This is a genomic window from Flavobacterium piscis (genome assembly GCF_031457575.1).
GTDB classification, from domain to species: domain Bacteria; phylum Bacteroidota; class Bacteroidia; order Flavobacteriales; family Flavobacteriaceae; genus Flavobacterium; species Flavobacterium piscis_A.
In genome coordinates, this window is the sequence record NZ_JAVDWQ010000001.1 from 390,219 (window position 1) to 405,223 (window position 15,005).

Genomic DNA, 15,005 nt, shown 5'->3' on the forward strand with positions numbered 1-15,005 from the left:
AGTTCAAAAAATATCGATTCATAGAATTTTGCTTAAAATACTTAAAGTAAAAAGATATGAATACTAATTCTATTATAGTACACAACATTGATGTACTGCAATTCGAAGAATTGCTTAAGTCAACTGTTAAAGAACAGTTTGACAATTTCAAAAAGAGTTCTCCACAAAACAATGAAGAAGAACTACTAACAAGAGAAGAAACTTATAAACTTCTCAAAATTGACAGCTCCACCTTATGGGCATGGACTAAAAAAGGCAAAATCAAAGCCTATGGAATTGCTAACAGAAGGTACTACAAAAGAAGTGAAATTTTGGAGTGTTTGATTTTGTTAAAGAATTAGAAATTTTTTCAAATCAACAACATTTAAGTTTTTGTTTTTTTCATACTTCACATTAAAAGTATGAAATCATTCAGATTAATTTGTATTCAGGTTAATCTGAATGATTATTAAGTTTTTATTTATAAACAATTAAATTAAGCATTATGTTAGAAAAATTAGGGTACGGATGGATTGACCCAGAAACATGTATTGAAAGAGATAATACTCATACCGAAGAAGAAAATGAAAGAGATGATGAAGAGTTGTATGACTACGAGGACGACAATGATGATAGAATTGTAGAAGTGAAGTTATATGATTTATCATTAACTCATGATGAAAATTTTGAAGATGAAGAAACAATGAAACATATATTATTACCTATTAATAGAGATGGTTTTATGGGAAATTCATTTACACCACTTACCAATGCAGGTTCCAAAATAGTAATGGATTCCAAGAAATTTGTAGCGAACTCAGAAAATATTATGGATTTTATGGTGCTGGATTATGATACTATGTTTGGATTAAGACTCCTAACTTTTCAAAGATATAACAGTACTTTTTTTAGTTGTGATGAACGAATTTTTTTTGAAACTTTATTAATTAAGTTTCATAGTTATGGTTTTAAATCCTTTTATATTTCTTATCCAACTGTGCAAAAAGAATTAGGAATTAAAAAAGATAGACTTATAACAATATCAAAGAAATTTCACAATCTAGGAATAGCTACGACAGAAATAAAGAAAAGCTTCATAAATGGAAGAGCATCTCAAATTACATATTATAATATTGATGCTTATAGGATTATAGAGCTTCTTCCTAACATTTATAACAATAAATATTTACCACAAATCACAAATGAAATGGAGGAATATTTAAGACCTGTATTAAGCAGAAAAATTAATACCGGAGTAGATGAGATAGTGAGAAGCACATGGTGAAAACGCAGGAGTAATACCAAATAAAATCCATTGACGGGAATCCTTCAATAAGAATATTACTTAATTGGATAATTAAAAATAAACAAACATATTATGAAAAGACTATAATAATAAAACTGTTATCTTTTATTGGAGGAATTCCGCTAATGGAAATCAAAAAACTTCTTCTCAAGCTAATCTCAAAAAAGAGGTTAGCTTTTTTTATGCTCAAAAAAATTTACTAATAATTTAAAACAACTTAATTATGGAATTAAAGAAAAGTCAAAGAAGTAAGGCTAAAATTAAAATGGCTTTACAAGCTCCGTCAGGAAGTGGAAAATCTATGAGTGCTTTACTTATAGCACAAGGGCTAACCAAAGGAGATTTTAGCAAGGTTGCTGTAATAGATACTGAGGCAGGTTCAAGCAATCTTTATGCTCATTTGGGAAGTTATAATGTTCTGAACTTAGAAACACCACATTCACCTGAACGATATATTGAGGCAATAGATGTGTGCATTAAATCAGGAATGGAAGTGATAATCGTAGACAGCATAAGCCATTGCTGGGACTTTCTACTTGATTATCATGGTTCACTTACCGGGAATAGCTTCACTAATTGGAATAAGATTACTCCAAGACAAAAAGCATTTGTCGATAAAATACTCCAAAGTGATGTTCATATCATTTGTACTATGAGGGTTAAACAAGACTATGTATTGAGTGAAAAAAACGGTAAAATGGTTCCTGAAAAGGTAGGCTTAAAAGCTATACAACGCGATGAGATAAGCTATGAATTTACGATTGTTTTTGATATTGATTATAAACATTTTGCAACTGCATCAAAAGATAGAACAAACCTGTTTGAAGGGAAACCGCAGTTTATAATAAACTCTTCTACAGGTAAAAAGATTCTTGATTGGTGCAATAGCACAATGACAAAAGGAGAACTTCAGATTAAAGTTACTGAATGCAACAACATTAAAGAGCTTACGGAATTGTATAATAAGAATTTTGACTTAGCTAAGACTATTGAGCAAGATTTTGTCAACAAACAAAAACTACTGAATGAATTAACTTCTAATGTAAATAAAAACGGAAATGGAACTACAAACAATTAACCAAAATCTCGCAGTACCAGCAAGGGAAGATATAGTTACTATTAATCCCAATAGATTGTATTCTGCAAATGGTTTAACAAACCAAGCACGAGAAATTCTAAATACTGAATTAACGCCAAATCCTCCTTCTGCTGGTTTAGCGAGAATATCTGAAACCCCTAAAAACATCACTCCCTTTATTACAGCTAATAGTGAAGATGTTAGCTTGTCATATTTAAAAGAAAAATGCGTTATTCCTGTATTTACAAAGGATAATGAAATCACAATTTCACACACTGACTTTATTGAAACTGCATTTAAGGCAATTCACAAGATGTTTCCTAATGAAACTTTTGATGAACCGGAAATTAGAGTTAGTCATCAGATTAAAGGCAGAGTTCCAGAAGCGATTCATAAGAATGTAAATGATTTACAAGATCATGAAAAGACACAGTATTATGAAAGAATGGGGTTTGTTATTAGGATTCCGAGTATTACTGAAAACATCAATGGTCATAAGTTGGCATTAACAATTGGCGGAGTAAGAAGCTATAATTTAGAAAATCTTTATAACAAGAAAACTTATGAGAAATTTAAATTTTTCATCGGCTTTCAGAATATGGTCTGCTGTAACCTTTGTATTTCTACAGATGGCTTTCAAAGTGAAATGAGGGTGATGAGCTATTTGGACTTAGAAGAAAAGATGATGCAAATAATTCAAAGTTACAATGCTAATCAGCACTTGAATGAATTGAAAAACTTGTTGGACTATACTTTGACTGAAAGAGATTTTGCTCAAATTATAGGTAAAGGAAGATTGTATAATTATTTGCCTAAAAAAGAAAAATCGTTTTTACCAGAACTACTTCTTAATGATGGTCATTTATCTACAGTAGCTAAAGATTACTATCAAGACGAAAGTTTTTGTAGAAATTCTGATGGCGATATAAGTATGTGGGAGTTTTACAATTTACTTACAGGAAGTAACAAAGCTTCCTATCTGGATACATTCCTTGATAGAGGAGTTAATGCCTTTCAATTTTCGGAAGGCATCTCAAAAGCAATCAATGGTGATGATTCTTACCGCTGGTTTTTGAGTTGAGATGAACCCAACTCCTATTAGGAGTTGGGTTTTATTTTTACAATTAATGAATCTAATTTTAAATCAATTTCTTTCATCCTTATTTTGTCTTTATAAACTTCGTGAGCTTCTTTTGATAAATTTGATAATTCTAAGTGTGTTTTATTTAATTTATCATACTTGGGAATGAACAATTGAGGCCTTATTTTAAAAGACCTAGAATCAGAAGAATTTAGAATAAATTTCTTAGATATAGGTGCGTTAAGTATCGCACAAATAAAATGGGCTTCATCTAAAGTTATGAAGTTTCCTTTTTCATCTTGGCTTATAGAAACGGCATGTTTTTGAAATTTGGGTGTTTTGATTTCATTCCATGGTGTTTTGATTGAACTGATCACTACAGCTTGCCATTTGGTATTGTCCCTAAATGCAACATAGTTTTCAGCAAAAGTATAATCTCCAGTTCTAGCTAGAGCATAAAACTCATTATTATTTTTTTCTCCAATTATTTTATCATTATAATTTGTTTGTTGAAGTATAACTTGTTTAAATTTATTAAAATATTCAGCAAGAAGTTTTGATTTTTTACTTAATTCCTTAATTGGAATTGGACTACGCGTATTTGAAGGTTCATAAGGAAATGGAACAATTAATTTCGACTCTTTTAGATGAAATCGTTCAATATCCACTCCTTTTATTAATGGATGTAAATATTTTTTTTCAAGAATGAAAGTTTCTCTTGGAATTTTATATTTTGACTTTTTGATTTGTGAGTTTTTTACAAAAACTTTATCAGTGAAAGTTGGCATATCTGTATCAACCTTTAACAAATATAATTCTTGTGGATAAAACTCAATCCCTTGTCTCCCTGTGTAAGAGGACATTCCAGATATTGCACTAAATTTTTCTAGTTCAAAAAGATCTTGAGCATACGAGAAAATTGTATGTTTTGGATTCGGTTGACCAGCAATGATGTTTTTTATAGTAAACGCATTTTTAACTTTTTCAAAATCATTAATATTAGAGTAACTATCTAAATTTTCATTACTCTTTTTGATATAATATTTCAAAGGAATACCTGAAGAATAATTAGTTGGTTTTTGTGATAAAAAGTATGTAAGGAACTTATGTTGCACAGGCTTAAATGGATGCCCAGACATAGTCCAATCAAAAAATTCTTGAAAATACATTCGAGTATTATCATCAAGATAAAAATCTCTGAATCCTTCATATGTTTGTTGGAAAATCAAAGATTGAGGCATTAAAAAAGCAAGAATACCATTGTTTTTTAACCAATTCTTGGCTGCAACATTTGAGATAAGAGCGCAAACATTTAAATTAATTCCACCAGTCATTCCATCCCCAGAGAAAAGATGTCTTTCTACACATATTGTTTTGATTCTTTCCCTATATCCTTCAGGTAAACTTCTCCAGTCTATCCACGGAGGATTACCCACAATGAGATCAAACTTTCCTAAATTTGCAGTTGTTAAGAAATTTGTAACAATTCTAGCCCAAATTCCGTTCCAGTCATTTTTTTCCAGCTCTACAAATTGCTCAGCTAAATAATTAATTTTTGAGATAATTGTTGCTGTTTTTTCTTTATCAGATACTAGAGCAAGAATCTTATTTGTTATTGATTCTACATCAAGATTGTGAATATCATTCTCAATGCTTGTCATCGTTTGAGAGAAGGCTATAGAATCGCTAACAGCGCTAATTGGCAAATCTATTTCAATATACCCTTTTATTGTTTGTATTTTATAGCTAACACATTCAATACTTTCAATTAAAGTATTTGCAGGAACATATGATGAATCTCCTAAATAAACTGGGATTTCAAAATTATCTGTATCATCAATTAATGGGGAAATATTGATAAAATAATTAATCCTTGCTGTTAAAACGGCTAATGGGTTTAAATCAATTCCTTTAACACGATTTAATACAGCGTATAATTTTTCTTTTTTCGAAAGTTCAGAAGATTCTTCAAGAACTTTTTTGATAAGAACAGTTAAAAAAGTTCCAGAACCTGCACATGGGTCAATTGCTGTCCAATCTTTTGTGGTATCAAGTTTTTTTATAGCTTCTATAATCAAATTATCAGCTAACCAAGGAGGAGTGTAGAATTCACCTAAACTATGTCTGACTTTATCAGGAATAATTTTCATAAATAAATCTTTGAAAAGGTCACTAACATTCTCACCATTTTCAAATAAAGCTTTATCTTCATAATTTGTAAGTATTATGAAGATTTCTTGAATTAATTTACCTAATTCGTTATTCCATTGTTCATTAGTACTATACCATGCAAAAAAATCACCTTCCAATAAATTTCCTATTCCAAGTCCTCTGAAAATTGCTCCATCTTCAAGCGAGTTCATTTGTAATCTTAAAACGTCAAAATTCGCTGAAGATAATTCATTGAAATCTATAAGACTTTTATTGAACCTGATCTTAGATATTACTTTATATGCTATTATTTTCACTATAATTGCATATGATGTTTGAAGAGCATAAAGTGCAAGATATTCTTCTTCATTGTTTTCAAGACGTGCTGAAACAACTTTTGCCAAAGAATCTCTTCTTTCTTCAATAGCTACTTGCTTTGATTTATCATTATGAGCAAGCCGAAATAATTCTTTCCACTCATTGAAAAGCATTAAAGATCTTCCAGTTGGCTTATTTTTTAATGTGGAGTAAAGGCAAAGCACAAGTCTCTTGGATAAACTATCTTTGTCATCACAAAAGTCTTTTATTAAATTTTCTGGTGTTAACGCGGTTTTCTCAAGTAATACTATACTTTTAATAATTTTATCTAAGTGTTGCCCATTAATATTCTCATATGCACTTTCTATGAAATGACCGGACTCGATATTAACAAATTTGCATTGCGTTCCATCTGTAATAAAACCCCAATAATCATTTGAATGTTTTGTACTTAATCCTAATAGATAATCTTTTAATTGATTTGAAGCTTTCTCCTTGTCTTTAATTAATTTTAATTTGGATGTATGTTTAAATTCGATTACAAGTGCTCCAATTTTACTATCAATACGACCTTTTGAAATATGTCTTTCTGTATTAATCGATTTTTCTTTTTCCGGGTAATATTTTAAGCCTAATACGTCTTTTATAAAAGAAAAAAGCTCTAACTCAAATATTGTAACAATACTAGCTTCATTTTCCGCTTTTTTTGACGCATTAGAAATTTCATTACTTAAATCAGATAGTTCTGCTTTATAATCATCAGTTTTTATGATGAATTCAAATTGTTGTAGTCTAAGTTTATCTCTATTTTTTTTTGTCATTCTCGTATTTTCAATAAAAACCCAAATATACAATTATCGACGTGTGTGTCTGCAAGAAAACAGCTCTTTTGCAAACTAAAACTTCGGCTTGAATGTTGGGGTTTGCAAATGTACTGTTTAGTGCGTTGGCTGTTCATTATTCTGCTCTACTTTTCAGTCTTTATTCGAAAATTGTTTACTTTACCGTAGTATAATTGGTGATAATTTTGCTATTGACTTGTAGCGGATTAATATTCACTATTTTGGTAGAGATTAAATCGACAATTTAAACGATACTGTTTGTTGATAATGATGCTAACTTGTTATAAGTGTGATAAAATAACAAAGCCCCCAAATCAGGGCAGATCTGTGGAACTAATACCACACTAAGTTATATTCAAATATATTAATTTCTACCAACGCTTCTTTAATTTGAATGTTACATAATTTTTTTAATTAGGAGTTGGTATTTTTTAAATGAAATACCTGTAATCATATTCAACCTTATCCCTATTTTCGATTAATTTGCCGATTTTCGCAATTTTATTAGAAGAATCAATAGTTGCGGGCATTTGTGAATACATATTTAAGGAGTTCCAATTCATTTTGGTAAGTCCTAATATTTCATTAGCGATCTGTTCCAAACTTCCTACTCCATAATGCTTTATTATTCTTAATGGTTTAGGGATGTATCTTCCTCCAGGATAAAAATTGTAGCTAGAATTTTTTACAGATGGAATTACTCCGTGTGCATAAAGTAATGCTTCTTTTTCATTTAAAAGAATACATGTCCCTCTTGAGACAGAATAGCCATCTATTTTCGTTTCACGATTGTATATTTTACTTGAAACATATCTAATATTATCTTCAAAATTAATTTCAATTAAATCGACATTTTCAATTTTTTTATTATCGTGTAAACTATCTAAAATGCCTTGTTTTTCGTCTTCTGTATAAAAAGTTCTTTTATGAATTACAACTCTTTTTGGCACTTCATTCATTGATTCATAAAATAAATTAATTACATTTTTTCCGAACTCATAAGCATCATCATAGCTTAAGTGTGGTTTCTTTTTAATCCATTCTATTTTGTCGTTAACTTTTGATAATTTATACTTTAAGCCTTCTCCATTTGAACTATAAATGTGGCTACAGCCTAATATAATATGCCCTTTGTCTTCTTTTTTACTTTCTACACTATAACCTATACCGGCAAAAGCAGTTTTGTTGTCAGTATTATCAATTACCCAAGGAGTTCTAAATGACTTAACGAAATAGGACAGAGAAAGCCACCAATTTATTTGGCACTCTAAATTTTTATCAAGCATTGTTTTTTCTCTGATAAGTTGAGAGGTTACCTTCTTTTCTGTACAAAAAGCTTTAATGTAATCATGTAAGTCAAATGATTCAACATCATCATTGTAGTGAACAAAATTGTCCCATCTTTTGGGAATAAAAATCACTATGGTTTTTTGACCTCCTATAGAACATAACCTGTTGATTTTGTCGCATATATTATTTTTTATTTCATGAATTATTTCTTTAGAATCTCTACTGATTGGTTCATTTGTCATCTCCCAGTTGGATGATGATGTAGTTGGTATATTAAGACTAAGTCCATAAGTATTATGAAATCCTTTGTAATCAATAACATATTGATCTTTAAGATTTACATTTTTAATTTCTTGATTCTGTTTATTTAAAAATGTATAAAAATTCTCTGAGTCTTGTTTTGGACAAACAATACTCAAATTAATAGTTGTATTTTTTAGACTGCTTAAACCTTTATCAAAAGGACTATGATTGACAAGTCCTCTCATTGGATGAGTCTCTTTTACAACTTTATCGCCATTTTGACTAGAAAATAACAAGTTAGTTTCCTTAAATTGAATACCCTTTAATTTTATCAAATTTATAGGGACATTGTGTTCATTAGTATAATTGTTATTTAAGTCATTAATATTAGTGAAAATAGGGTTTTTAGAAATTTTGAATACAAATCCAGTACCCGAGTTCAGGGGGAGTTCGTAAGATGTAGTTTCGAATAATTTTTTTCTCCAAATATTAATGTAATCATTAAACTTGTCATTGTAAATTCTGTGAAAGAATTCCATTCCAACTTGCTGTTTAATATCATTGGAAACATTGTCGTCTGTCAATTGAAAATCAGGATTTAGAGATAAGTAAGATTGTTCTTGAATTTTTACAAGATCAATCTTTATTGCATTATATATTTTTTGATTATGAACTGTTTTATAACTTGAGTCATCCCAGATTTTGCTTTTGAAATCGGTTTTTAAATTGTATGTTTTTGAAAACAGCTTACATAAGGATGAAAGCAGTAAAAATTTTATATTGTGATTATATAATCTAATATCCGTAAGAGGTTTTCTCTGTATATCTCCTTTAATTATATCTGCGAACTTTTCATATACGCCATTAGCAGTACCAAAAGCCCAAATATCCTTTTCAAAAGGAATTGCTGATGTTTCATAGTCATTTAACGTCCTTTCTTTTATTAACTCCCATGGGTTTTTGTCAAAAGTGGCGTTGAAAACAAATATTTCTTTTGGAAATGTGATAGGAAATAGGTTGCTTTTTAATAGTTTGTTTATTCTTTCTGGGTTAAGTGTAAATGGAGTCGTTGGATTCTTATTGACGATGCTCTTTTTTAAATCTCTAAATTCTTCTTTTAGATTATCATCATCTTCAATAACGTGCTTGGTTAGATTCAACATTGTATTATCAAATCCCTCTGTAGAAACATAGAAAGCATTTCTGCCTTTATTTTTTACAAATGATAAAAGTTCTTTAACTTGTTCAGAAGGATTATTGCCATAACCACACCAAAATAAAATTCCGGCACCAGGTTTTGAGTAGGCTTCTTTTAAAGACTGCATTAAAGAATTATCTCTACCACTATATCCAATGACAATAAGATTTTTATCTGTCAAATATTCTAGTAATTTATTTCTTAAAGTTTCATCCTGACTTTGCAATTCTTCGGATGTGTTTTTTAGGTCTCCATATTTGAAATCTCCATGAAGTTTAATTATAAGTAATTCGTTTTTTGATTGATTTCTTTGGTTGATTCTATTTACAGTTTGTAAAGAAATATCAATTCCTTGTACACTTCCCCCAATACAAGCTACATTTAGTAAATCATCAAAATTGGTAGTCCAAACAGAATCTAACATACCTTGTTTTACCAGTAAAGGGATTGCTCTATATCCAATAGAAGGTTTTTTATTAGCACATATTTTTTGAAAATATTGACGCCTATTTTCATCAATGGGAAAACATTTCCTAGCATAATATGAATATTCTTCTATGTTATCCTTTTCTGGATTATTACCCTGATTATCTAACCATTTTTGGATTACATCCTGTGTCTTTGGATTTCTATAGTTTTCAATCCAATCTTGTGTATTTGGATTGTTGCTTTTATAAATAATTTTTTTCCACTCCCAAATACAATCATAAGCAGATTGAATATCTGAAGTGATTGAACAACCAGCACCTACAAGCATAGAATATGTGTTGTCCTTACTAATAGATACTGATCTTAGAAATTCATCAAATTTTAGATGGTTTATCATTCTTTTTTGGTTTTTAGGGATAGTTTGCTTTTTGGATTTGAGAGACAATATAAGATAATTTTTATAATATTTTTTATAAAAAAAATGAATGACTCTTCAAGTTCAAGAACCTAATCCTTGTTAAAACTCATTTCGCCACTTTTTCAAGCTCAAAAATAATAATGATGGTTCGAATTGTAAACTAGCGAAAAAGATAAGCACAGAATTAAAAGCATCTAGTATTACGGAAAAAAAAATTATTTTTTTTATTCGACATATAATGACATTCTTAATTTTTCATTGCTTGTTTTTGAGAGCGTAATCCTCTGTATTCTGCATCGCCACCTTAAAAAACCAATTCGAAACCCCCACCCATAGTTGATACGGAACAAATTTTACCGGCAGAATATGATAAACACAAGTTGATAGCTGTGTTTCTAAAAGTGGTAAAAGTCTTTGTCAAAAAAATGTTTAACTCAAAAAAACAAAAGAAAAATGGTAAGAATTATTGGTTACAAAAAAAGAGAAACAGAGGAAGGAAAAGAATTCTTTGTATTAGAAATTCAAGGTGGTGTATCAATGGAAAAAAGCAAAACAACAGGCAAATTCTATGTGACAGCCAACAAGGCGACAATATCTTCTACATTCGACGAAGCCACTTGCAATGCATTAATTGGCACAGAATTAGAAGGTCGAGTAGAGAAAGTGGCAAGCGACCCTTATGAATACACAATAAGAGAAACTGGCGAAGTAATTACTTTATCCCACAGATTTGAATATGTGGAGGAAGAAAACGCAGTAGCTTCAAAAGTTGAAATGAGTAAAACCTCATTCAGAGATGTTATGAAAAACGGCTATGATGAAGAGAATACCTTCTCTAAAAATGGCGAATTAATACATTAACCAAACAAGTGTTTAAAGTTTACGTCATTCTATGTGAATTACTATAGCTTTAAACACTTATTATTTTTTTTACATTATGGAAAATATAATAGCGGAAATAAATGTTTCCTACTCGACAAATAGCAGAGTAAAACAAAAGATAACATCGTCACTAACAGCTTTTGAAGTCTTACAGTCTTCTTGGAATAGTGAAATTTTAGAATTGCAAGAGGAATTCAAGGTATTATTATTAAATAGAGCTAATGAAGTTCTTGGATTATATAATATGTCCAAAGGTGGTTTATCTTCGACAATTGTAGATTTAAGATTGTTATTCGGAGTTGCTTTAAAAGCTAATGCTTCGAGTATCATAATTTGTCATAATCATCCAAGTGGTAAGTTGGTTCCAAGTGAAGCTGATAAAGAGATTACAAGAAGGATAAAAGAATCCTGTAAGCTACTTGATATCCACTTTTTTGACCACATTATTATCTCTCATTTGGGATACTTTAGCTTTGCGGAAAACAATGTCAATTAAAAAGATAAGAGAGTATGATAGTCTTAATTTACGCTTATTACGACTCTTCAGAAAATGTAAAAGATTCAACCAATATAATTAATAGCCATTTCTTATTTTGTTAATGTTTAAATCTTTGAGAATATAGTATTTTTGAAGCTTAAGGCTTTTATGATGATTAATAGTAGTAGTAATTCTTTTAGTTTAAATGTTGAACAATTTGATTATTTCAAGTTAGATAGTCAATTTTCTATTTTTAATATTAGTCAAAATATGGTTGTCTTCTTTAACTCAGAAAATAACCATATTATTGACGATTACATACAACTTCATTCTGATAATTTAATTCAAAGATTTAAAGAAATAGGTTTAAGCTTTGTTTATAAATTAAATACTGAAGATTCTTTAGATTTAGAGAACGTCATTAAATATTATACTCCATTTATTTCTGAAATTGAGAGACAACAATTCAAATTCTCAAATGATTGTGTTTTACCAGCAAGTGAAATAATTATTGATTATCTGGGTTATAGTGGAAACATAAAAAGAGGTTTTTTGTTTTTCGATAATAATTCCGCTTATATTGTTGAATTTGATGAAACCACTATTAAAGGCAATTCCGAAGAATTTTTCAATGGTTTATTTCAATTCATAGAAGAGAAGAGTAAAGAAGAGTATGATGATTTCCCTTGCAATCCATTCAACCCTTATGAAGACCTTGATGATGAAGCAAAACAGAATATTAAGGAAATACAAAGTAAATTAACAGCTTTAAAACAAAGTGGTCAGTTACTCTATGTTTTACCAATACTAAAACAAATACTGAATAGCGAAGCAAATAGTTTAACTAAAAGCAACCTAATAGTTGATGAAGATTACAGAATACTTTTGCCTAAGTTTAATAATCTTGAAATTCAATTAAGCCATTTAACCAAAGCTGTTTATGTTTTGTTTTATAATAATCCTCACGGTATTAATATAAAGGAACTTCATATTTACAGAAAAGCGTTGCTGAATTTATACTCTAACATTTCTTATCAGTTAGATTATAATAAAATTCAGCAAAGTATAGATGATTTAATAGAACCGGAAAGCAAAGCAATATATACTCATATTTCAAGGATTAAATCTGCCTTTTGTAAACAGATGGATTATGAGTTTGCTAAAAACTATATAGTGGCTGGAAGTGTCTTTGGTACTGATTTTAAGTATATCTCAATTCTCAAAGAATCGCATTTTCAAGATTTACACTATGACAATTCTTTGTCTGCTGGTGTTACGAGACCATTTACAGATGTTGATTCTTCAGGAATATTTGATCCAAATGAGTTTGAAGATTAGGTTTGCAAATTTGCAACACTTATAGGTTAACTTAATATGCTTTTACATTTGCTTGAAGTTAATCAATGCTAAAATGATACAGTTTTTATTTAATGGAATTCAGAACCTAAAGAGTTCAATAACTTCAATACCTAATGCTTTTGCCACAATCTCTAATGTAGAAAGTCTTGCATTTGCCCCGCCAGCTTCCAATCTTGACATATTACTTTTTTCAAAGTTGCATTTAGCAGCTAAATCTTGTTGAGATAAATTCTTCTCAATCCGGATTTGCTGAATTCGTTTGCCAACTTTTTTTTGTAATAAATCTTCCAAATTTAGATTATCTTATATGATAACAAAATTTGCCCTATTTTTGGCTTAGTTGGTTATCGTATAGGATAACTTGCCGTTTGTTCAATTTTTAAATTTTTTACATATGACTAATGTACTTGTCTTCATTATACAACTAATTGGCGTAGCTTTCTTCATGATTTTGTTATCATCTCCTTTACTGTTTATAGTTATAAGATTTAAAAAAAAGAAATATGGAAACAATTATAAAGAAAAGGGCGAAGACTATTTTATAACTTATTTAATTATATCTTTTTGTTTCATTATATGGGGATACGGAAAAACAATTATGATTCCTATATTACTGACATTGGTTCCTATATTTTTATTTTTTGTGCACACCTATTTTAAGAAAAAGCAACAAATAATTAATGCAGGCTTATTTAACCTCAATTACTATATTTTAAGAGGTAGAAAAGACCCACATCACGCTAGTGAGATGCCTCAATTCACTATTGCAGACTATGATAAGGAAATGAGGGCTAAAAATAGAATAAAGTCCGTTTCAGAATGTCACTATAATAGTTTTATTAAAAAGTTTTCTGTCCTAAAAGGAGATTTGATTTATGAATCAAAAAAATATTATGACAGCAATGGAGAATGTACTGAAGAGTATTTCGCGGGGAATTTTGGACAACATTCACATTATGTTTATGAGAATGATGATCTTGGATTATTTAAAAGAGTACTATCATATACAAAAGAAAAATCACTTAAGAGTACAACTTCTTATTCTTACAGTGGATCAGGAAACCTAATCGAATTAAGTGAATTTGATAAAGTTTCAAATCTTAAACGTAAAGAAATTTATAAGTATTCCGGCAAGGATGAACTGCTTGAAGAGATTGTTTTTGATGAAAATTTAGATGTGATCAACCAAATAATAAATCAATATAATCATAAAGGTCAGAAAATTAAAACTGAGGAAATTAGGAATGAAGAGGTGTCTTATAGCATTACTTATAGTTATGATTCAAATTCTAATTTGATAGAAAAAAATCAAAATTCTTATTATAGTCATTCAATTCAAAATTATAAATACAATTCCAATTCCAAATTAGTAGAGGAAGTAGAACGTTATTTTAATGAAGAATACATAAGTGAAACACTCGTGAATTATGATAATGATGGTAATAAAATAAAATATTATGAATGTTATAATAACTACTCCGGCGATAAAATAACTGCTAAAATGGAAACGTATTTATATGACAAAAACAAAAATATTAGAGAAATAACCTATACTCAGTGGCTTCAAAACTATTCCTTTTTCATAAATCATGCTGAAGAAATGAAGTCTATTAATTCCGGAAATATACTACGTGATTTAAAAGGAAATATCAGGAAATGTATAGTTCCAAAATCAAACTTCACTAAAACAATTCAATACTTTGATGAAGATGGGTTTGAAACTGAAATTAAGCGATACGACTCAAATAATGTTTTTTTAAATAGTGAAAAATTTGACAAAGTAGAAAAAAAAGAAATTCATTATGATTCAATAAAAACGTATGATGAAAAGAGAAATTTAATTAAAGAAGTTGGATATGGAGTGTCAAACAATGAAAGACTTATTGTTGAGAGAATAATAGAGTATCATGATGCTATCGAAACAAAAAACTAATTTTCTGAAATTTTTAATAA

Annotated in this window: 11 protein-coding genes; 8 read left to right on the plus strand and 3 right to left on the minus strand. The window is 29.3% G+C overall.

Annotated features, from left to right (window positions below):
• Positions 1-56 precede the first annotated feature (56 nt).
• From J2W48_RS01635 to J2W48_RS01650, 4 genes are all read left to right on the plus strand, one after another.
• Positions 57-341, plus strand: a complete 285-nt coding sequence (locus J2W48_RS01635) for a helix-turn-helix domain-containing protein (protein WP_310277080.1) — start codon at positions 57-59, stop codon at positions 339-341.
• 143 nt (positions 342-484) lie between these two features.
• Positions 485-1,264: a hypothetical protein gene (locus J2W48_RS01640; RefSeq protein ID WP_310277083.1), complete on the plus strand. Its 780-nt coding sequence runs from the start codon at positions 485-487 to the stop codon at positions 1,262-1,264.
• 286 nt (positions 1,265-1,550) lie between these two features.
• Positions 1,551-2,363 (plus strand): AAA family ATPase, encoded by an 813-nt coding sequence (locus J2W48_RS01645; RefSeq protein WP_310277086.1) that lies wholly within the window; start codon positions 1,551-1,553, stop codon positions 2,361-2,363.
• Complete coding sequence (locus J2W48_RS01650) at positions 2,344-3,444, plus strand: DUF3871 family protein (RefSeq protein ID WP_310277089.1); 1,101 nt, start codon at positions 2,344-2,346, stop codon at positions 3,442-3,444. Before J2W48_RS01645 ends, J2W48_RS01650 begins: the two co-directional genes overlap by 20 nt.
• Positions 3,445-3,461: 17 nt before the next feature.
• Here J2W48_RS01650 and J2W48_RS01655 read toward each other — a convergent pair whose 3' ends face one another.
• Both J2W48_RS01655 and J2W48_RS01660 read right to left on the minus strand, forming a co-directional pair.
• A complete protein-coding gene (locus J2W48_RS01655; RefSeq protein ID WP_310277092.1) occupies positions 3,462-6,734 on the minus strand; it encodes an Eco57I restriction-modification methylase domain-containing protein in 3,273 nt (1,090 codons plus the stop codon).
• A gap of 452 nt (positions 6,735-7,186) precedes the next feature.
• Positions 7,187-10,312 (minus strand): SIR2 family protein, encoded by a 3,126-nt coding sequence (locus tag J2W48_RS01660; RefSeq protein ID WP_310277097.1) that lies wholly within the window; start codon positions 10,310-10,312, stop codon positions 7,187-7,189.
• 435 nt (positions 10,313-10,747) lie between these two features.
• Here J2W48_RS01660 and J2W48_RS01665 point away from each other — a divergent pair, with 435 nt between their 5' ends.
• The 3 genes from J2W48_RS01665 (at position 10,748) to J2W48_RS01675 (ending at position 13,031) form a co-directional block, all read left to right on the plus strand.
• Entirely contained in the window at positions 10,748-11,194 is a 447-nt protein-coding gene (locus tag J2W48_RS01665; protein WP_310277101.1) for a hypothetical protein, read from the plus strand.
• Positions 11,195-11,270: 76 nt separating this feature from the next.
• Complete coding sequence (locus J2W48_RS01670) at positions 11,271-11,711, plus strand: JAB domain-containing protein (RefSeq protein ID WP_310277104.1); 441 nt, start codon at positions 11,271-11,273, stop codon at positions 11,709-11,711.
• A 132-nt stretch (positions 11,712-11,843) separates the two neighbouring features.
• Positions 11,844-13,031, plus strand: coding sequence for a hypothetical protein (locus J2W48_RS01675; RefSeq protein ID WP_310277107.1), 1,188 nt, complete (start codon positions 11,844-11,846; stop codon positions 13,029-13,031).
• A gap of 99 nt (positions 13,032-13,130) precedes the next feature.
• Here J2W48_RS01675 and J2W48_RS01680 read toward each other — a convergent pair whose 3' ends face one another.
• Positions 13,131-13,343 (minus strand): helix-turn-helix domain-containing protein, encoded by a 213-nt coding sequence (locus J2W48_RS01680; RefSeq protein WP_310277110.1) that lies wholly within the window; start codon positions 13,341-13,343, stop codon positions 13,131-13,133.
• Positions 13,344-13,446: 103 nt separating this feature from the next.
• On the opposite strand from J2W48_RS01680, the gene J2W48_RS01685 reads away from it, so the two are divergent.
• Positions 13,447-14,985, plus strand: a complete 1,539-nt coding sequence (locus J2W48_RS01685) for a hypothetical protein (RefSeq protein WP_310277113.1) — start codon at positions 13,447-13,449, stop codon at positions 14,983-14,985.
• The last annotated feature ends 20 nt before the right edge of the window (positions 14,986-15,005 follow it).

Excerpts from the sequence above, each read along its gene's own strand:
- J2W48_RS01635 (WP_310277080.1), top strand. The coding sequence starts at position 57 with ATGAATACTAATTCTATTATAGTACACAACATTGATGTACTGCAATTC.
- J2W48_RS01640 (WP_310277083.1), top strand. The coding sequence starts at position 485 with ATGTTAGAAAAATTAGGGTACGGATGGATTGACCCAGAAACATGTATT.
- J2W48_RS01645 (WP_310277086.1), top strand. The coding sequence starts at position 1,551 with ATGGCTTTACAAGCTCCGTCAGGAAGTGGAAAATCTATGAGTGCTTTA.
- J2W48_RS01650 (WP_310277089.1), top strand. The coding sequence starts at position 2,344 with ATGGAACTACAAACAATTAACCAAAATCTCGCAGTACCAGCAAGGGAA.
- J2W48_RS01655 (WP_310277092.1), bottom strand. The coding sequence starts at position 6,734 with ATGACAAAAAAAAATAGAGATAAACTTAGACTACAACAATTTGAATTC.
- J2W48_RS01660 (WP_310277097.1), bottom strand. The coding sequence starts at position 10,312 with ATGATAAACCATCTAAAATTTGATGAATTTCTAAGATCAGTATCTATT.
- J2W48_RS01670 (WP_310277104.1), top strand. The coding sequence starts at position 11,271 with ATGGAAAATATAATAGCGGAAATAAATGTTTCCTACTCGACAAATAGC.
- J2W48_RS01685 (WP_310277113.1), top strand. The coding sequence starts at position 13,447 with ATGACTAATGTACTTGTCTTCATTATACAACTAATTGGCGTAGCTTTC.